Annotated in this window: 18 protein-coding genes and 1 tRNA gene; 13 read left to right on the forward strand and 6 right to left on the reverse strand. The window is 55.4% G+C overall.

Annotated features, from left to right (window positions below; translation table 11 throughout):
* Positions 1-515: 515 nt before the first annotated feature.
* From ACFE33_RS09400 to pdxH, 4 genes are all read right to left on the reverse strand, one after another.
* Positions 516-592: transfer RNA gene (locus tag ACFE33_RS09400), tRNA-Pro, on the reverse strand.
* 41 nt (positions 593-633) lie between these two features.
* Positions 634-1,149 carry a DUF192 domain-containing protein gene (locus tag ACFE33_RS09405; RefSeq protein WP_380052643.1) on the reverse strand — a complete coding sequence of 172 codons (516 nt, stop codon included), beginning with the start codon at positions 1,147-1,149 and terminating at the stop codon, positions 634-636.
* Between the two features lie 11 nt (positions 1,150-1,160).
* Entirely contained in the window at positions 1,161-1,685 is a 525-nt protein-coding gene (locus ACFE33_RS09410; RefSeq protein WP_380052645.1) for a cold-shock protein, read from the reverse strand.
* A 126-nt stretch (positions 1,686-1,811) separates the two neighbouring features.
* Positions 1,812-2,417 carry a pyridoxamine 5'-phosphate oxidase gene (gene pdxH / locus ACFE33_RS09415; RefSeq protein WP_380052647.1) on the reverse strand — a complete coding sequence of 202 codons (606 nt, stop codon included), beginning with the start codon at positions 2,415-2,417 and terminating at the stop codon, positions 1,812-1,814.
* Between the two features lie 118 nt (positions 2,418-2,535).
* On the opposite strand from pdxH, the gene fabI reads away from it, so the two are divergent.
* The 6 genes from fabI (at position 2,536) to trpE (ending at position 9,221) form a co-directional block, all read left to right on the forward strand.
* A complete protein-coding gene (gene fabI, locus ACFE33_RS09420) occupies positions 2,536-3,348 on the forward strand; it encodes an enoyl-ACP reductase FabI (protein ID WP_380052649.1) in 813 nt (270 codons plus the stop codon).
* Complete coding sequence (locus ACFE33_RS09425) at positions 3,348-3,959, forward strand: LysE family translocator (RefSeq protein ID WP_380052651.1); 612 nt, start codon at positions 3,348-3,350, stop codon at positions 3,957-3,959. Before fabI ends, ACFE33_RS09425 begins: the two co-directional genes overlap by 1 nt.
* Positions 3,960-4,007: 48 nt before the next feature.
* Positions 4,008-4,511, forward strand: a complete 504-nt coding sequence (gene gpt, locus ACFE33_RS09430; protein WP_380052653.1) for a xanthine phosphoribosyltransferase — start codon at positions 4,008-4,010, stop codon at positions 4,509-4,511.
* A 1-nt stretch (position 4,512) separates the two neighbouring features.
* Positions 4,513-5,706, forward strand: coding sequence for an aminotransferase (locus tag ACFE33_RS09435; RefSeq protein WP_380052655.1), 1,194 nt, complete (start codon positions 4,513-4,515; stop codon positions 5,704-5,706).
* A gap of 86 nt (positions 5,707-5,792) precedes the next feature.
* Entirely contained in the window at positions 5,793-7,646 is a 1,854-nt protein-coding gene (locus ACFE33_RS09440; protein WP_380052657.1) for a SurA N-terminal domain-containing protein, read from the forward strand.
* A 63-nt stretch (positions 7,647-7,709) separates the two neighbouring features.
* Positions 7,710-9,221: an anthranilate synthase component I gene (gene trpE, locus ACFE33_RS09445; RefSeq protein WP_380052659.1), complete on the forward strand. Its 1,512-nt coding sequence runs from the start codon at positions 7,710-7,712 to the stop codon at positions 9,219-9,221.
* Positions 9,222-9,233: 12 nt separating this feature from the next.
* Here the strand turns inward: trpE and ACFE33_RS09450 are convergent, their stop codons facing one another.
* Positions 9,234-10,553 (reverse strand): divergent polysaccharide deacetylase family protein, encoded by a 1,320-nt coding sequence (locus tag ACFE33_RS09450; RefSeq protein ID WP_380052661.1) that lies wholly within the window; start codon positions 10,551-10,553, stop codon positions 9,234-9,236.
* Positions 10,554-10,746: 193 nt separating this feature from the next.
* On the opposite strand from ACFE33_RS09450, the gene ACFE33_RS09455 reads away from it, so the two are divergent.
* The 6 genes from ACFE33_RS09455 (at position 10,747) to lexA (ending at position 15,794) form a co-directional block, all read left to right on the forward strand.
* Positions 10,747-11,343 carry an anthranilate synthase component II gene (locus tag ACFE33_RS09455; protein ID WP_380052663.1) on the forward strand — a complete coding sequence of 199 codons (597 nt, stop codon included), beginning with the start codon at positions 10,747-10,749 and terminating at the stop codon, positions 11,341-11,343.
* Positions 11,340-12,356, forward strand: a complete 1,017-nt coding sequence (gene trpD / locus ACFE33_RS09460; RefSeq protein WP_380052665.1) for an anthranilate phosphoribosyltransferase — start codon at positions 11,340-11,342, stop codon at positions 12,354-12,356. Before ACFE33_RS09455 ends, trpD begins: the two co-directional genes overlap by 4 nt.
* A 98-nt stretch (positions 12,357-12,454) precedes the next feature.
* The gene (gene trpC / locus ACFE33_RS09465; RefSeq protein ID WP_380052667.1) at positions 12,455-13,264 is read left to right on the forward strand and encodes an indole-3-glycerol phosphate synthase TrpC; all 810 of its coding nucleotides are present in this window, start codon (positions 12,455-12,457) and stop codon (positions 13,262-13,264) included.
* Positions 13,264-13,740: a cyclic pyranopterin monophosphate synthase MoaC gene (gene moaC, locus ACFE33_RS09470; protein WP_380052669.1), complete on the forward strand. Its 477-nt coding sequence runs from the start codon at positions 13,264-13,266 to the stop codon at positions 13,738-13,740. Before trpC ends, moaC begins: the two co-directional genes overlap by 1 nt.
* A gap of 1 nt (position 13,741) precedes the next feature.
* Positions 13,742-14,914 (forward strand): gephyrin-like molybdotransferase Glp, encoded by a 1,173-nt coding sequence (gene glp, locus ACFE33_RS09475; RefSeq protein WP_380052671.1) that lies wholly within the window; start codon positions 13,742-13,744, stop codon positions 14,912-14,914.
* Between the two features lie 184 nt (positions 14,915-15,098).
* Positions 15,099-15,794, forward strand: coding sequence for a transcriptional repressor LexA (lexA, locus tag ACFE33_RS09480; RefSeq protein ID WP_380052673.1), 696 nt, complete (start codon positions 15,099-15,101; stop codon positions 15,792-15,794).
* 14 nt (positions 15,795-15,808) lie between these two features.
* Here the strand turns inward: lexA and ACFE33_RS09485 are convergent, their stop codons facing one another.
* Positions 15,809-17,872, reverse strand: a complete 2,064-nt coding sequence (locus tag ACFE33_RS09485) for a ComEC/Rec2 family competence protein (RefSeq protein ID WP_380052675.1) — start codon at positions 17,870-17,872, stop codon at positions 15,809-15,811.
* 93 nt (positions 17,873-17,965) lie between these two features.
* On the opposite strand from ACFE33_RS09485, the gene gltX reads away from it, so the two are divergent.
* Positions 17,966-19,363 carry a glutamate--tRNA ligase gene (gene gltX, locus ACFE33_RS09490; protein WP_380052677.1) on the forward strand — a complete coding sequence of 466 codons (1,398 nt, stop codon included), beginning with the start codon at positions 17,966-17,968 and terminating at the stop codon, positions 19,361-19,363.
* Positions 19,364-19,419 lie beyond the last annotated feature (56 nt).

The raw sequence follows: 19,419 nt of genomic DNA on the forward strand, positions 1-19,419 counted from the left end.
GTACAAGCCCAAGGGTTTTGCATTACTTCGCAAAAAGAAGTGCGTATGGTTCTCTGTAGTCCCTTTCGCCGATCCACCACTAAATCTTGTGGCATCCCCGACCAGCACCCACAAGGTGGCGTATAAGCGCCTATTGGGTCAACGCAAATATTTGAGTTATCCACGGCTTTTTTTCGTTGACGGACTAAGGACCTCAAAATGTGGCACGCCGATTTGATTCTAAAGGTTAAAATTTCAGATCAACGACTTGCGCGACGATCGCGCGTTTTTCTCAATAAATTAGCGCCCGTTAGAGAAGTCACCTAAACAAACGCATGAAGTTATCCACAGGCCAGATCGGCTTCTCAGCATTCAAATGAAATGCAATTAAGGCAGATCGCTCGGAGGTGGCCCAAGAAGCACAACTGCCTAAGCTTTAGGCGCGCCCGAACAGACGCGATTCATGAAAGCGTTACAAAAATGTGATAGCTGCCCTGCGAATCCCGAAGGCGCTTTAACTAGATTTTCTGTTGAGATGGTCGGGACGGCAAGATTCGAACTTGCGACCTACGGTACCCAAAACCGTCGCGCTACCAGGCTGCGCTACGCCCCGACTGAGCGCTTCTTAAACAGCGGCAACGGGAATGAAAAGCCCTAAGACGCATCACAAGGCCAAGAATTTGAAAATTGATCGAAAAAAATGTGTCGGACTTCATCACCAGCCCGAATTCCAAGGGTCTTGGCCATGCCGCCGTTGATTTCGAGCACTGCAATTGCGTCGTCCGGCCCCGGAATCGGGGTCTCGTCGAGGGGAATCGCCTGCTCGTGAACCAAGAGAATCTCTCCGCTCGGGGCGATGAACAACAGATCGAGGGGAATCAGCGTGTTGCGCATCCAAAACGCCATCGGTCGCGGCGAATCGTAGACGAACAGCATCCCCGCCATTCGGGGCATCTCGGTGCGATGCATCAGACCTTGCGCGCGCGAAGCATCGGTATCCGCGATCTCGATCTGGAACTGCGCCTGCCCCCAAGAACCGCGCAGGTCCAGAATATCAGGCGCACATGCAGAAAATCCCGCCGAAGCAGTCAGCCCCAACAGGATCCATGATGCGATCACGCGCCGCACAGTAACTTGCGCTGCCCTGCCCGCGTCGCGAAACAGGGTCATACGCTTTCTATTTACAAATCGCTGGCTAATACCGCCTCCCATGAGGTGACAGACGCCGCCATTTGGCCTCGCTCGCCATTGACCACCTGCAAGGCAACTGCCTCTCCGGGTTGAAGGTCCGCAAGTCCAGAAAGGCGTAACACCTCGACATGAACAAATACGTCATCAGAGTACCCAAAGACATTCGCAAAGCCAAATCCTTTGGCCTTGTCAAACCACTTCACCCGCGCAGGCACCAAAGGTGCGTCCGTAGCGGGAGGTAGATTAAATGAGGGCGCCTCCGACGCGTTTCTACCTTCTGGCGGCCAAATCGCCAGAACCTGCACGGCTTGAGCGCCGCGTTCTGTGTCTTGAACCTCGATTTCGATTCCAGCCAGTTCTGCAACCGAGCTTTGTCCGAAATTACGAAGCACATTGCCGTGTAACAGGATATCTGGTCCACCGTTTTGCGACACGACGAAACCAAATCCTTTTACAGGGTCGAACCACTTTACGTGTCCGCGAACTATTCGTCCGATTAAGCTATTATCATTCATCCCAATTACGCCAAAAAGGCGCCTAAATTTTAGTCCTGCCCGACCCCTTTGTCTGCAAACATGCCCAATGTTGCAAGAGGTAAAATAGGATGTATTTCGCTACGTTGCAGCGAATCTATAGCACAATCATGGGTTGAGTCTCGAAATTTCCCAATCAGAATCAGTGCTTTCTCGTGTCCATCTAAACCTATCATGGAGTCGAAACTCCCCATCAGCCCAGAACTCGAACTCGGTCGGAATGAGCCGAAATCCGCCCCAAAACGGTGGGCGCGGTGGATTAGGACCCTTCCGTAGCGTCAATTTTGCAACTTTTGCGACTAAAGCGGCACGAGTTTCAAGCGGCTGAGACTGTTCAGATGCCCACGCGCCGAGCCGACTCTTAAGGGATCTGCTGGCAAAATATGCGTCTGCTTGCGGCCCTTCCACACGTTTAACGTGTCCGCGCACGCGAACCTGACGGCGCAGAGATTTCCAGTGCAGGACAAAGCTCGCCTTGCCACAATGCTCTATTTCTTTGGCTTTGGAACTGCCGTAATTGGTATAAAACACAAACGCATCAGGCTCTATTTCCTTCAAGAGCACCATGCGCACATTTGGCATTCCGGTCTCATCAACCGTCGCTAGCGCGATCGCGTTCGGATCGTTTGGCTCGGTCTTTTCGGCCTCGGAGAGCCACCGCTGCGCGATCTCGAAAGGATTATCTCCTGAAAAAATTTCCCGTGATTCCGTCATGATGGCCTCGCAAATTTGTCGATGTTCTCTCCTTGGACCATGCCAACAGACTTGATGCAACTCTGTCTATCGCTTAATGCAATAGAACGCTGGGGCGAATAATTTTTAGGAAATAAAAATGAAACTGATGGACGGTAAACGTGGCCTTATCATGGGGCTGGCCAATGACAAATCTATCGCATGGGGCATCGCAAAGGCCTGTGCCGAGCATGGCGCAGAGCTTGCATTCTCTTATATGGGCGAAGCGTTCAAGAAGCGCGTAGAGCCGATGGCCGAGTCCCTTGGCGTGACGCAACTGTTTGATTGTGACGCAACGGATGCAGAGTCTCTGGATGCGATGTTCGCACAAATCGAGAAAGTCTGGGGCAAGATTGATTTCGTCGTGCATGCGATTGGCTTCTCGGACAAGGGCGAGTTGCGCGGGCGGTACGTGGATACGTCGCAAGCGAACTTTAACATGACGATGGACGTATCCGTTTACACCTTCACCGCAATCGCGAACCGCGCTGAAAAAATCATGAACCCCGGTGGTTCCATGCTTACCTTGACCTATTATGGCGCCGAGCAAGTTATGCCGCATTATAACGTCATGGGTGTTGCCAAGGCAGCACTTGAGGCCTCCGTAAAATACCTCGCAGAGGACCTCGGCAAGGACGGTATTCGTGTTAACGCAATTTCCGCCGGCCCGATCAAGACCCTCGCGGCATCCGGAATTGGCGACTTCCGCTATATCCTCAAATGGAACGAGCTCAACTCACCATTGCGCCGCAACGTCACCCAAGAAGAAGTCGGCAAGGCAGCGCTTTACCTGCTCTCCGATCTTGGCTCCGGCACCACAGGTGAGAACCTGCACGTCGACGCGGGCTATCACGTTGTTGGTATGAAAGCTGTCGATGCGCCTGATATCGACGCTGTGACAGGTCGTAAATAGTGGCGCTCTCCGCCTTTATCGCAGTTGCGCTCTTGCACCTCATGGCTGCCATCAGCCCCGGGCCCTCGGTATTGATGGCTGCTCGCACGGGCGTAACGCACGGTTTTCGCGCCGCAACCGGCGTCGCAATCGGCATCGGGATTGGCGGAGTCGTCTGGGCAACGGCTGCTCTCTTCGGATTGTCGCTCCTCTTTGCCTATGCTCCGATGTTGCTCATCGGTTTCAAGGTTCTGGGGGGCGCATTCCTAATCTATATGGCTTTCAAACTGTTCAAACAGGCCGACACGCCCCTTAACACCTCTGAATCTGTCACCGCCCCCAGCCTTCTGCGCGGTGTGGTTCTGGGACTGTTCACTCAGCTCGCCAACCCCAAGCCAGCCATTCTTTTTGCAGCGATTTTTCTGGGCACGGTGCCCGCAGATGCGGGCGCTGGTGTGATAATTGCGCTTTTGGCGATTGTGTTCCTTAACGAAACCGCTTGGAATATTATTGTCGGGCGGATATTTTCGCTCGAAACGACGCGCCGCTCCTACTTGAGCCTGAAAAGCACAATCGACCGGATCTTTGGTGGTTTGCTTGGGGTTCTAGGAATGAAAATCGCTTTAACCTGATCTACACACTAACCCCTTATTGCTGCTTGCAACCAGGAGAGACCTGCCATGACCGACCGTTTGCCACACGAAAAAGGCTTCCACATTAGCTGGGACCAAATCCACCGCGATGCGCGGGCGCTGGCATGGCGTCTTGATGGCGAAGGCCCAAAAACTGGCGGCTGGCGTGCTGTTGTTGCGATCACGCGCGGCGGGATGGCCCCCGCGATGATTATGGCGCGTGAATTGGACATTCGCACAGTCGATACGATCTCGGTTAAGTCCTACGATCATCAGGAACAAAGCGAAGCGAAGGTCCTTAAGGCACCGGACGCCGAACTTATGGGCGACGGCGAAGGTATCCTGATTGTGGATGATCTGGTTGATTCCGGCCGCACATTGGAGCTTGTGCGCAAGCTATATCCCAAGGCCCATTTCGCGACCGTTTACGCCAAGCCAAAAGGCCGCCCAATGGTTGATACGTTTATTACCGAGGTGTCGCAGGATACATGGATTTTCTTCCCTTGGGATATGGCTCTTCAGTACGTCGAACCCTACCGTGGCAAAGACTAACGTGAGCGCGCTAAAATTCCCCCTGAACCCCGCGATGGCCGGTACCGCCGCGCCCCCAGTCATGGAAGCGCGCCGTTGGCTTGACGGGGTTGAATTTCCGGCCGACAGACCGCTCATCAACGTCAGCCAAGCCGCCCCCGTCGAAACGCCACCGCCCGCCATGCAGCAAGCCATGGCCGACGCGATCCTCCATCAGCCTGACGCTCATCTATATGGTGCCGTTTTGGGGCGCGATGATCTTCGTGAAGCACTGGCGGCACGATGGGCACGCCTTTATCAAGGAACGGTCTCGCGGGAAAACATCGCGATTACAGCGGGTTGCAACCAAGCCTTCGCAGCCACGATTGCCTGCCTAACACAAAAGGGCGATGAGGTTATCATCCCCACACCGTGGTATTTCAACCATCAGATGTGGTGCGAAATGCAGGGCGTCAATGCCGTGCCCCTGCCCGCCACGACGAACCTTCTTCCCGATCCTGACCAAGCCCGCGCGCTCATTACTGCGCGCACCAAAGCGATTGTGTTGGTAAGCCCCAACAACCCCGCAGGCGTTGAATATCCCGCAGAACTCATTGCGCAGTTCCGCGATCTTGCGCGCGAAAACGGGCTGGCGCTGATTGTTGACGAAACCTATCGCGATTTTCATAGCGTAAGCGGCGCGGCGCATGACCTTTTGAGTGATCCGGATTGGTCGGACACCGTGATCGCGCTCTACTCGTTCTCCAAATCCTACCGTCTCACGGGCCACCGCGTTGGTGCAATTATCGCGAGCGCTGAATTCCATCACGAGGTCGAGAAGTTCCTCGATACGGTCGCGATCTGTCCGAACCAACTTGGCCAGATCGGCGCGCTTTGGGGAATCGAAAATCTCGATGACTGGCTAGCGGGAGAGCGTCAGGAAATCCTGAGCCGCCGCGCGGCGATTGTCGAAGGGTTCCCTGCGCTGGAGGCGCTTGGCTGGGAATTGCTCGGCGCGGGTGCGTACTTCGCATACATACGCCATCCCTACGCGATTTCCTCGCCTGATCTAGCGAAGAAACTGGTGCAGAACGCGGGTGTTTTGCTGCTTCCGGGAACGATGTTCCGCGCGGCTTCCGAAACGATAGGCGCGTCAGAGGTTCGTGTGGCCTTCGCCAATATCGATAAACACGGAATTTCCACACTTTACGAACGGCTCGCGGCGCAAAAATTCTAACTTTTGTGCGGGTTTTAGCTTCGGCTCTTGCTCCTGTTGGACCAAACCCCTAAACATTCTGCAACGAATGAAAAAGGGTACAAAACATGGCGATTGGTGGCAGCAGCGGAGTCTCTCGGTTCTTTGTGTGGGTTCTGATTATCGGGCTGATTGTGGGCCTCGCAGGGTTCAGCATCACGAATTTTGGCGGCGGGGCAACTCCGATGGCCAAAGTGGGCGAAACCGAAGTAACCGCTGACGAATATTACCGCGCGTTGAACAACGAGTTGAACCGCTATTCGCAACAGTTCGGCCAGCAGGTCACACTGTCGATGGCGGCGCAATTCGGGATCGATCAGAACCTGCGTCAGCAGCTCTACGCGACGGCGGCAACCGACAACGAAACTGCCAATCTCGGGATTTCGGTCGGGGATGATTTCGTCGCCCGCGCCCTTCAGGAACAGCCTACTTTTCAAGGTCTGGACGGAAGTTTTAGCCGTCAGGACTATGATTTCTATCTCCAACGCAACGGTATCACCGAAGCTGAATACGAAGAGACTCTACGTACAGAAGCCGCGCGCAATATCTATCAGCAATCCCTCGTGACAGGTGTTGTAACACCAGAAGCCCTTTCGGATTTGGCGATGGAATATATTGCGGGTCGCCGCAGTTTCACTTGGGCGGTTCTGGATGAATCCAACCTCGAACAAGAGATCGCCAAGCCGACAACCGAGCAGCTAGAGGCCTATCACGCCGCACATCCCGAGGATTTCACTCGTCCCGAGAAAAAGCGTATCACCTATGCGTGGGTAACGCCCAATGATCTTGTGGGCACGATTGAGGTTCCAGAAGAGGATCTGCGCAAGCTTTATGACGACCGTGCGGACACATTCAACGTCCCCGAGCGCCGTATGGTTGAGCGTCTCGCCTACCCTAGTGTTGAACAAGCCGAAGCCGCCAAGGCGCGTCTGGATAACGACGAGGCAACCTTTGGTGATCTTGTCCAAGAGCGTGGCCTAACACTCTCCGATATTGACCTTGGCGAAGCAACAAGAGCCGATCTCGGCGCGGCTGCCGACGAAATTTTCGCACTCGAAGAGCCCGCAGTTGTCGGCCCCATTCAGACAGAAACAGGCCCCGCACTTTTCCGTATGAACGCTATTCTAACAGCCAATGTCACAACCTTTGAAGAGGCCCTTCCAGAGCTGCGTTCGGAGCTTCTAATGGATGCTGCCAGCCGTAAAATCGGTGATAGCCTCAACGATATCGACGATCTTCTTGCGGGTGGTAACTCACTCGAGGAACTGGCCGCCGAGACAGACCTTGAGCTTGGAACCATCGATTGGTCCGATGACATGAGCGAAGGAATCGCAGGCTACGAAGCGTTCCGAGAAGCAGCAGCGGCCGTTCAGGACGGAGACTTTGAAAAGGCAATTCCGTTGGACGACGGCGGTGTTTTTGCGCTGCGGTTGGACGAAGTTTTGCCAGAGCAAGTCGAAGACCTCTCCGATGTTCGTCCAGCAGTATCCGCCGCATGGCGCACCGAGCAGGTCCGCGAGCAACTCATGGCGATGGCTGACGAGTTCAAGGCAAACCTGCGCGCAGATGGCACCGCCGATGCAACCGATGTGGTCATCACAATCGAAACCGACCTGACACGCACCTCTTACGTTGATGGAACACCAGAAGACTTCATGGAACGAGTGTTTGCGCTTGATGTAGATGAATTTGATGTCATCCCATACCAAGACAGCGTTATTCTGGTGCAGCTCAACGGCAAGGCGGGTCCTGATCTGGACAATCTCGAAGTGGTCGCGATGAAAGAAGGTCTTGAGCAACAGATGGCACAATCCATCTCGAATGACATCTTCACATCCGTTGCGGCGAAGCTGACGACTGATGCAGGTCTGACCATCAATCAGGCCGTTATTACAGCGGTTCACTCGAACTTCCCGCAATAATAACACTTACCTCTTTAGCGGCTCCTCAATGGGGCCGTTTTGCGAACATCCGAGGAGTTGCCCGTGTCACTCACGCCGACATATGAGAGCTTTGAAGCCGGCTATGCAGCAGGAAAGAACCAAGTGGTTTTTACCCGTCTTGCGGCTGATCTGGACACGCCCGTTTCATTGATGCTGAAACTCACACAGGGGCGCAAAGACAGCTTTGTTCTCGAGAGTGTGACAGGCGGCGAGACGCGTGGGCGCTACTCGATTATCGGGATGAAGCCCGACCTTATTTGGGAATGTGACGGCACCACCAGCCGCCTCAATCGCGAGGCGCGTTATGATCGTGATGCGTTTACCCCCTGCTCCGATGAGCCCCTGACCGCGCTGCGCCAGATCATCGAAGAGAGCCGGATTGAGATGCCTGCTGAGTTGCCGAGCGCTGCGGCGGGGCTCTTTGGTTATCTTGGCTATGATATGATCCGCCTCGTTGAGCACCTGCCTAATATGAATCCGGATGCGCTCAGCCTGCCCGATGCCGTCATGATCCGCCCATCGGTTGTTGTGGTTCTGGATGGGGTTAAGGGCGAGGTTACTGTTGTGTCGCCTGCTTGGGCGAGTTCGGGACAATCGGCCAAAGCCGCCTATGCGCAGGCCGCCGAGCGTGTGATGGACGCCGTTCGCGATCTCGAGCGTCAAATGCCAGGCGAAACGCGTGATCTTGGATCGCAAGCGGATCTGGGCGAACTGACCTCTAACTTTACGCATCAAGGGTATTTGGACGCCGTCGAAAAGGCCAAAGAATATATCCGTGCGGGCGACATCTTTCAGGTCGTTCCTAGCCAGCGCTGGACACAGGATTTCCCCCTCCCGCCTTTCGCGCTTTACCGAAGCTTGCGCCGCACGAATCCGTCGCCGTTCATGTTCTACTTCAACTTCGGCGATTTTCAGGTGATCGGAGCGAGCCCTGAAATTCTCGTGCGTGTGTTTGATAAACAAGTCACAATCCGCCCGATCGCGGGCACCCGCCCACGTGGCAAAACTCCCGAAGAAGACCGCGCACTAGAGGCAGATTTGCTGGCCGACAAGAAAGAACTGGCAGAGCACCTGATGCTCTTGGATCTGGGCCGCAATGACACGGGCAAGGTTTCCAAAATCGGAACTGTCAAACCGACCGAGCACTTCGTGGTCGAGCATTACAGCCACGTAATGCACATCGTTTCAAACGTTGTGGGCGAGTTGGCCGACGATCAGGACGCGCTCTCGGCGTTCTTTGCGGGGATGCCTGCGGGAACGGTTTCCGGTGCACCCAAAGTGCGCGCAATGGAGATTATCGACGAGCTAGAGCCTGAGAAGCGTGGTGTTTATGGCGGGGGCTGCGGATATTTTGCGGCCAATGGCGATATGGATATGTGTATCGCCCTGCGCACAGCCGTGGTGAAGGATGAGAAACTCTATATTCAGGCAGGTGGAGGGGTTGTGTATGACAGCGATCCAGAGGCCGAATATATGGAAACCGTCAATAAATCCAAGGCGATACGTGCTGCCGCTGCGGATGCAGGTCTCTTTACCCGCAGCGGAAATTCGTAAACGGCTTGTGTCCTATTGGGACGCAACACCGCGCAAGACCGCCGAAATCGGTGCGATCTGAACAGATGGTGGTCGATCAGCAAGCGCCCAAGCCTGAAGCGCGCTAAGCGACTCTGCATCGCCAGGGATTGTCACAACGGATGCACCCGTCTGGGTGGCGCGGAACACTGCACGATTAAAGATCGTACGCAGCCCGTTCTGCGCATCTTCCGCAGTAATATCGTGAAAGACCTGAACATTCGGGACACCCGCGCGGTTCGCGAGTTGTACCGAGGAGTTCAGCCCCTTTTGCTCGGCGATAAGGCCAAGTCCCTCTGCTTCCATGACTGCAACGATGTGCTGAAGCAGGTTACGCCCCAAACGAACGCGATTGCCCTCTCCGCTTCCTGCTGGCACTTCCATAACGGCCACGGCATCGGGCAGGATTGAGAAATAGGCTCCTAGCGTCACTTCCACATCCTGTGGCGCGGCTTGTGCGGGGATGTCTGACAGGATCACGACATCGGCACCGATGTTGCGATAGGCCTCGGCGCGCTCCGCAGCCCCTTCGGTGGACGGGTTCACGCCGACGCTCACAGGGAAGCCCGTATCCGTTAGGATTTCGAGACGCGCAGCGTCATGGGTGCGGTCGATGCCCTCAAGGACAAGAATGCTAATCAACGGTTGCCCCGAAGCCGCAAACGAAACGGCATTGTCGCGCAGCGCGTTTGGAATGTTCTGAACGATCTCTTCGTTGCCGTCATCACCGATACTCGGCAGACGATCCGTGCGAACAGTAGCGCGGGCTGTTTGGGCCTCTTGGTCGATCAGGTTGCCGACCTTATTGCCAAAAGTCGAAGAATCAACCTCTCGTTTGATCGAAGCGCGCGGCGCGCCGGGGCTTTCGAATTGCCCCACGGGCGGAGCATCTTCTGCTTCGGCATTCGATTGAATTTGCGGCATTTCGATCTGAAGGTCCTGCGCATCGTCTTGCGGCGCGATCTCTAGCGCTGGCACATCTGCTTCTGGCGCGGGGGGCTGTGTGATGTCTTTATCTGCTTCAACAGGAGCGGTTTCCTGTGTCGGAACGGGCGCTTCTTGTGTGCTTTCGGGTTGATCCGCGGGCTTATCGGACATCTCGACTTGGCTATCCGTACTGGTCCCTGCTTCGGTTGTCTCTTCTTCTGAGGCTTGGGGCGCATCAGGTGAGGCACTTTCAACAACAACTTCCTGCGCTGCATCCGTTTGCGAAACATCGCCAGTCTCTGGTTTGGGTCCGAAAATCACCATGAGTGAAATCACAATCAGGGCGCAGGCGATCCCAAGAATCGCCCCTTTAATTAATCCAAGCATTGATCCCGTCCTTTTGCCTTTACTGGCTTGCTCATTCGGCCATTTTTCCCATGTTTTTCACGTCTATATCCGTATTCATCGCTGCTACACACAGCTAAAAACACGGGTTTAGGCCTTGACCCTTGGGTGGCTCTCTGAACAACTATACCGCGATGACGGCGGGGGATCACCCCTAATTGCTAAAGGTGCGCAAATGCTCTTGTTAATTGATAATTATGACAGCTTTACCTATAACCTTGTCCATTATTTGGGCGAGTTGGGCGCAGATGTCCGCGTTATCCGCAACGACGACATGAGCGCAACCGAGGCCCTCGCTCTGCGGCCCGAAGCGGTGCTGCTTTCCCCTGGTCCCTGTACGCCGACCGAAGCGGGCGTTTGCCTTGATATGGTCAAGGCCGCTGCGGATGTGGAGCTTCCGTTGATGGGCGTTTGCTTGGGGCACCAATCCATCGGTGCTGCATTTGGCGGCGATGTTGTGCGCTGTCATGAGATCGTGCACGGTAAGATGGGAACGATGCATCACGATAACTCTGGTGTGTTTGCGGGGCTTCCTTCCCCGTTTGAGGCCACGCGCTATCACTCATTGGTTGTCGACCCCGAGACATTGCCCGCCGAACTTGTTGCCAATGCACGGCTAGAAGATGGCACGATCATGGGCCTGCATCACGCAACCCTGCCCATCCACGGCGTTCAATTTCATCCGGAGAGCATCGCCAGCGAACATGGACATGCCCTCCTTAAAAACTTCCTTGATTTATTACCCTCGACACAGGAGCGCGCCGTCGCATGAGCGAAGCCATGAAGCCCCTCATTAACGCCGCCGCCGAAGGCTCTTTGACGCCTGATCAAGCGCGCAAAGCGTTTGAAATCCTCTTTACCGGAGAGGCCACACCCAGCCAGATCGGCGGCTTTCTCATGGCACTGCGGACCCGCGGGGAAACCGTGACCGAATACGCGGCTGCGGCCTCGGTCATGCGCGAGAAATGCAACGCCGTAAAAGCGCCAGAGGGTGCGATCGATATCGTCGGAACGGGCGGATCAGGCAAGCCAACCCTTCAGATTTCCACCGCTTCGGCATTCGTTGTCGCTGGCGCTGGCGTGCCCGTCGCAAAGCACGGCAATCGCAAGCTTTCGTCAAACTCGGGTGCCGCGGATTCTCTGTCCGAGAACGGTGTTGAGGTCATGGTTGGACCAGAGGTCGTCGAAAAGGCGCTCTCGCAAGCGGGGATCGCCTTTATGATGGCGCCCATGCACCATCCTGCCACCAAACACGTTATGCCGACACGGGCCGAACTTGGGACGCGGACGATTTTCAATATTCTCGGCCCGCTAACGAACCCTGCGGGTGTGAAATACCAACTTACCGGCGCATTTAATCGCGAGTTGCTGCGCCCGATGGCGGAAACGCTCTTGCAACTCGGAACCAAGCGCGCGTGGCTTGTGCATGGATGCGACGGCACCGACGAACTCTCGATTACAGGCGTAAGCTGGGTCGCCGAGGTGAAGGACGGCGCTATCAACGAATTCGAAATCCGCCCAGAGGATGCCGACCTGCCGACACATCCTTTCTCGGAAATCACGGGCGGCACGCCCAAGGAAAACGGCGACGCGCTTGCGGCACTCTTGGCGGGCGAGAAATCGGCCTATAGAGATGCCGTTTTGTTGAACTCCGCCGCAGCACTGGTGATCGCGGGCAAGGCCAAAACCCTTCGCGATGGCGTGGCGCTGGCAGTGGACTCCATTGATAGCGGAAGAGCCATCAAAAAGCTGATCAAACTTGCGGAAATCACGTCCGGCCTCTAGCCACTATCCCATTGTCGGTTAGAGAAAATATACACCTGTGCGGGTATTTTGGTGCCTTTATCATTGCCCGCCATCCAAGCAATGCGTAAACAGGTCCCATGAGTACAGTTTTAGACAAAATCAAAGCCTATAAACTTGAGGAAATCGCGGCTGACAAGGCCGCTGTTCCTCTCTCCGAGGTCGAAAGCAAAGCGAAGTCTGCCCCAGCGGTGCGACCGTTTGCAGCAGCCCTGCGTAAGGCTTCGCACAAGGGCTATGGCCTGATCGCCGAGGTGAAAAAAGCCAGCCCGTCCAAAGGGTTAATTCGCGAGGACTTTGATCCAGCCACCCTTGCCAAAGCCTATGAAGAAGGCGGCGCGGCCTGTTTGTCTGTTCTAACTGATACGCCCAGTTTTCAAGGTGCGAAGTCCTTCCTTACAGAAGCACGCGACGCAACAGAGCTCCCTGCCCTGCGCAAGGATTTCATGTACGACACATATCAAGTCGCCGAGGCCCGTGCGCTTCATGCCGACTGTATCCTGATCATCATGGCCAGCGTGTCCGACACACAGGCCCAAGAGCTTGAAGATGCTGCGAAATCTTGGAGCATGGATGTTCTGATCGAGGTTCACAACGAAGACGAACTCGCCCGTGCGTCCGAGCTTAAGTCCGAGCTGATCGGCATCAACAACCGCAACCTCAAGACATTTGAAACCAGCCTCGACGTCTCGCGTTCGCTTGCGAAGCTGGTGCCCGCAGGGCGTCGCATCGTATCCGAGAGCGGCCTTACAACGCCCGAGGATCTAGCCGATTTGGCCCGTTATGGCGCGCGCTCGTTCCTGATTGGCGAGAGCCTGATGCGGCACGATGATGTGACCCAAGCCACCAAGAACCTGCTTGCCAACCCACTGATGCCGATGGGGATGTAATGGCAGACCTGACCCATTTCGACGGCGCAGGCCACGCGCATATGGTGGATGTTTCGGACAAAGCCGTCACCAGCCGTGTCGCCACCGCCGAGGGTTACGTCAAAATGCTTCCCGAAACATTAGCCACCATCACCGAAGGCCGCGCCAAAAAGGGCGACGTCCTTGCTGTTGCACGGCTCGCAGGTATCATGGGGGCGAAAAAGACTTCAGAACTTATCCCGCTCTGCCATCCCTTACCGATCACGAAGGTTTCGGTTGAACTTATGCCTGACGCGGAACTGCCCGGCGTTCGCATCGAAGCCACCGTCAAGACGACTGGCCAAACGGGCATCGAGATGGAAGCGCTCACTGCCGTTTCGACCGCCGCGCTGACCCTCTATGATATGGTCAAGGCCGTCGAGAAAACGATGGAAATCGGCGGCATCCGCTTGTTGATGAAATCGGGCGGAAAATCAGGGCTCTTTGAGGCCGAATGATATGATCTCCGTCGCCCAAGCGCTTAAAAAAACATTAGAATTGGTTGACTGCCTCGACATTGAGACCGTCCCACTTCAAGCCGCATCTGGCCGCATCTTGGCCGAAGACATCGTCGCCAATCGAAGCCAACCCCCCTTCGCCAGCAGCGCGATGGACGGCTATGCCGTTAAGGGCGTCGAGGTCGAGCCGCACGCGCTCTTTTCAGTGATCGGAGAGTCCGCTGCGGGCCACGGCTTTGATGGCAAGGTTGGCGCAGGTGAAGCCGTTCGTATTTTCACGGGTGCCCCTTTGCCTGAAGGTACCGATCACGTTGTGATCCAAGAGGACGTCGAGCGCCGCGGGAACCTGATTACACTAGACACCGAGGTCGACCTTCGCCCGAATGTGCGCGCATTGGGCGATGATTTCCAAGCAGGCGACCGCATAACGGCACCGCGTGCGCTCTCCCCTGCGGATATCGCTCTCGCCGCTTCCATGAATGCGCCTGAACTTCGCGTGTATCGCAAACCCGTTGTCGCACTGATCGCTACGGGCGATGAACTCGTGATGCCGGGCGACGAACCAAGCGCCGATCAGATTATTGCAAGCAACAGTTTCGGCCTGCACGCGATGCTCAATGCCGCCGGAGCCGAGGCGCGCCTCCTTCCGATCGCGCGCGACACCAAGGCCAGTCTGACGCAGGCCTTCGAACTTGCCAAATCCGCCGACCTGATCGTGACGATTGGCGGCGCTTCGGTTGGCGATCACGATCTGGTTGCCGAGGTCGCCGAAGCTCTCGGAATGGAGCGCGCGTTCTACAAAATCGCCATGCGCCCCGGTAAACCTTTGATGGCAGGCCGTATTGGCGGAATTCCGATGGTGGGACTGCCCGGAAATCCAGTGTCCGCAATGGTTTGCGGCCAAATCTTCCTGATCCCGATGTTGCGCAAAATGTTAGGGTCCAAAGAGATTTTACCCACGCCACGAAGTGCGCCTCTGACGCAGGACATGCCTGCGAACGGTCCACGCGAACACTATATGCGCGCAGTCGTAACGCCAGATGGAATAACGCCTCTTTCGCGGCAGGATAGCGCGCTTTTGACTGTATTGTCCGAGGCGAACGCCCTCCTTATCCGACCACCACACGCGCCAGAACTTGCGCGCGGATCAGCAGTGAACTACCTCGAGATCTAGGATTTCGCGACGGCAGTTGACACAAAACAAGAACATGGATAGAACATAAGAGAACACTTGCGTTTTTTGTGAGTGTTAACAAATGACTGCCGATTGTTCTGTACCGCCCCAACTGGAACGGCTGGCAATAAGAGCCAAGGAGCGTGCAACGCGGCCTTAAGGCTTTGGCAAGAGGATGAGACAGATGCTGACCAAGAAACAATTGGAATTACTGGCCTTTATCGACAAACGCATGGAGCGGGATGGTGTTCCGCCATCATTCGACGAAATGAAAGAGGCGCTGAACCTTCGGTCCAAATCAGGTATCCACAGGTTGATCACAGCGCTTGAGGAGCGCGGATTTATCCGTCGCCTCGCCCACAAAGCGCGCGCAATCGAGATCGTGAAGCGGCCAAACGCACTCGCCAATACGGGCTCTCGCGGGTTTTCTCCGCGTGTTGTAGAGGGCGATCGCCGCGATCCCCCACCCGCAGCGCGTAGCGTAGAGAGTGCGTCCGCGATTGAATTGCCGTTAATGGGTCGCATTGCAGCTGGTACTCCGATCGAAGCTATCGCCGAGGCATCGCACAATGTTGCCGTCCCAGGCCAGATGCTCTCAAATGGCGGTCACCACTATGCCCTTGAAGTTAAAGGGGATTCGATGATCGACGCTGGGATTAATAACGGCGATGTTGTCGTGATCCGCGAAACCAGTCAGGCAGATAACGGCGATATCGTTGTTGCCCATGTTGAAGGGTATGAGGCGACGCTCAAACGTTTTCGCCGCAAGGGTGAGATGATAGCCCTCGAGGCCGCCAATCCCGCCTACGAAACCCGCGTTCTTCCTGCAGGGAACGTAAAGGTTCAAGGTAAGCTCGTTGGTTTGATCCGTACATATTAAGGTTTCGGAGCGGGTTAACGGCCCGCACCGAGCCAGATACGCTCCCCTTCACGTTCGCGCGCGGTTGTTATCACGGGACCTTTATTGGTTGGGGTAACAGCCATACTTCCTGACTGTCGAAGCGCGCGCATGTCTATGGTGGAGCACCCCCGAGGCGGTTCATGTTCAACCGTAACGATCAGAATATCCGCTGTTTCGCAGTATTCTGGCAAATGCGAGAGTATTGTCTTGCCGCTCACGATGATGATCGAAGTGTCCTGATGCACGACACGCGTTAACCCTTTGCTAACCTCAAAGCCCCCGCGCGCGAATGCATCTTCTTGAGTTGCCATATCCCCATCATTTTCCAACCAGCTATCAGCAACGAATCCGCCCCCGCGCGATTTGTTAAGGGCGCGGCCTTTTTCGGTCATCACCCCAATCAGCGTGCCCGAATCCGAAATCAATATTTCTGGCCGTTCCGTTTGGTTCCAAAGAAGAAAACTAGCGAGAATGAGCGGCACGCCGAGCATCCTTCCACGCGCTTGCCAGATGATGAGCATGACTCCCCCGATTGCAATCAAAGGCAGCACGATGGGATCAGGTGTCACAACCAACCTAATCGCGCCTTCGAGTTGCGATATTTGTCGCGCAACCGCCAATATCCACCAAACGCCCCATCGCATAACCTCTAACGCGATTGCCTCTAATCCGAATGGAACCAAGAGCGCGGCGACCACGGCCGCGGGCATCACCATTACGCCCATGAGCGGAACGGTAATGACGTTGGCAAGTAGTCCGTATTGAGCAATTTGATTAAAATGCACCGCAGCTACGGGAGCCGTCGCCATTCCCGCAACAAACGAAGACGTAATCACCGCAAATATCACGCGTACGGGTCGATATTTTGCGAGAGGCAGATTGGGTATTTCGCGCATCGCGCCAAAGACGGCGACAAGCGCGGAAGTTGCCGCAAAACTCATTTGAAAACCTGGCCCGGTGAGGCTTTCTGGTTGTATTAAAAGGATAATCAACGCGGCAATCGCCACCGCTCGGAGTGTGAGCGCCCGTTGATCCCGCAAGATCGCAAGAAACATCACTGACACCATAATAAAGGCACGTATGGTCGCAACACTCCCTCCCGAGAGCGCCAAGTATCCAGCGCCAAAAAGCATCGCGACGACCGCGGCGAGCTTCTTGGTGGGTATTCGCATCGCGATGCTCGGGAAGAATGAAAACAGGAAACGCGCGGCGGTAAAAACAAACCCCGTCAGCATTCCCATATGAAGGCCCGAAATCGCCAACAAATGTGCCAGATTGCTGTTGCGTAGGCTCTGAAGCGTCGCGTGGGACATATCCGAACGATCGCCCGTGAGGATAGCGGCGGCGAATGCACCCTCTTCGCCGGGTATCTGTTGTTGCACCGCTTGTGAAATGTCGCGACGCAAACGCGTGATGAATAGCCCCGCCCTACCTTGCTCTGCGGGGTAAAGCGTGAGAACTGGCGAACGGGTGTATCCCACCGCCCCAAGGCCCTGAAACCATGCCATCTTGCGGAAATTGAAACCACCCGGCTCGACTGGGCCCGAGGGCGGCGAGAGATGTCCTGATAGAATTACCGTCATCCCAACCTCAGGCGTTATAAATCCTTGCTCTCCATGCAAGCTAATCCGCACATTCTCTGGTGTGCGATCAGGGGCGAAATTGTCGAGAACCACTTGATCCAGAGTTAGACGTACTGCCTCAGAAACAGAGCGATCAACTTTCACGATTCGACCCTGAATGGGGCCATAGTATCGAAAGGTAATCACCGGCGCAGAGACCAAATGACTGCGCAGCCCTGCTATGAGGACACCGCCACAAATCAGCGCCAAAGCAAGCAGGAAAGGTGCAAAACTCTCGCGACTAAAGCGAACGAGAATAAGTGACACCGCTGCAATCACCACCAGAACGCTGTAAACGAGCCAATTCGGTTCAAACTTTAACGAAAAGTATATTCCGATACCGACGGCCAGAAACACAGGAACCCAAGGGAATAGATGCCCCCGCTGGCGTGCAACAACGAGTGATAGCGCCTGCAATTTATCGCTATTCCACACGCATTGCTCCTGCTACCTTGTTCTTCGTGCCTCTGGGGCCTAAAACCTGCGGTAACTCTATCCTCATTATAGTTTCTAGAAAGTTAACGCTCTATGTCTCAGGTCGTCACTCGGATCGCCCCATCGCCCACCGGATACATGCACATCGGAACCGCGCGAACTGCCTTGTTTAACTGGCTTTATGCACGCGGACGTGGCGGCAAATTCCTGATGCGGATCGAGGACACAGACCGCGAGCGCTCCACCCCTGAGGCAACCGATGCGATTCTGCGCGGGATGGACTGGCTCGGACTGGATTTCGATGGTGAAGCCGTCAGCCAATTCTCTCGCGTTGACCGCCATCGCGAAGTTGCGCTCGAAATGCTGGCGAACGGAACCGCATACAAGTGCTTTGCGACCCAGGAAGAGATCGCCGCCTTCCGCGATGCCGCCCGCGCCGAGAAACGCTCAACACTATATCAAAGCCCTTGGCGTGACGCCCCTGCCTCCGAGCACCCAAACGCACCCTATGTTGTTCGCCTAAAGGCGCCGCGTGATGGTGAAACCGTTATTCAGGACGAAGTTCAAGGCGATGTGCGCTGGAAGAACTCCGAATTGGATGACATGATTTGTTTACGTTCGGACGGTACACCAACATATATGTTGGCTGTTGTTGTAGATGATCACGATATGGGTGTGACCCATGTTATTCGCGGGGACGATCACCTTGCGAATGCTGCGCGCCAATCGCATGTGTATCACGCGATGGATTGGCCCCTGCCAATTTACGCGCATATTCCGCTTATTCACGGACCTGACGGGAAGAAACTCTCGAAGCGTCACGGTGCAACGGGCGTCGAGGAATATCAATCCATGGGCTATCTTGCCGCTGGTATGCGCAATTATCTGGCCCGTTTGGGTTGGAGCCACGGCGACGACGAGTTCTTTACCGATGCGCAAGCCAAAGAGTGGTTTGACACGGATGGCATCGGTAAATCCCCTTCACGGCTCGACTTCAAGAAGCTCGATAATATTTGCGGACAGCATTTTGCCGCTGCAGACGATGCTGCACTGCTGCAAGAAATGACGGCATATCGCGCCGCAATCGGCGAAGCACCCTATAGTGACGCTACGAACCAGCGTTTTTTGGAGGCCATGTATTGCCTCAAGGATCGTGCCAAGAAATTCGGCGATATCATTGATAAGGCAGTATTTATTACCGCCGATACACCCATCGTTCCAGACGAGAAATCTGCAAAAAACCTGAATGATGTATCCCGTGGTATACTGAAAGAATTGACGCCGCAGTTGCAAAATGCTACGTGGGAGCGCGAGACTTTAGAGGCCGTCGTGGCCGGGGTCGCCGAGGCACATGAAATTGGTCTTGGCAAAATTGCAGCGCCACTTCGCGCTGCCCTGGCGGGACGTACGGCTACCCCCAGCGTATTTGACATGATGCTCGTTTTGGGCCGCGATGAAACCATCGCACGGCTTGAGCAAGTATCGCGCTGAGAGTGGATCTGTTCCCCTCTTGGCCCTGAAACTGCTGGTACTCATGGTTCGCCTGA

The sequence above is a fragment of the Falsihalocynthiibacter sp. SS001 genome (assembly GCF_042445055.1).
Taxonomy (GTDB): Bacteria; Pseudomonadota; Alphaproteobacteria; order Rhodobacterales; family Rhodobacteraceae; genus Falsihalocynthiibacter.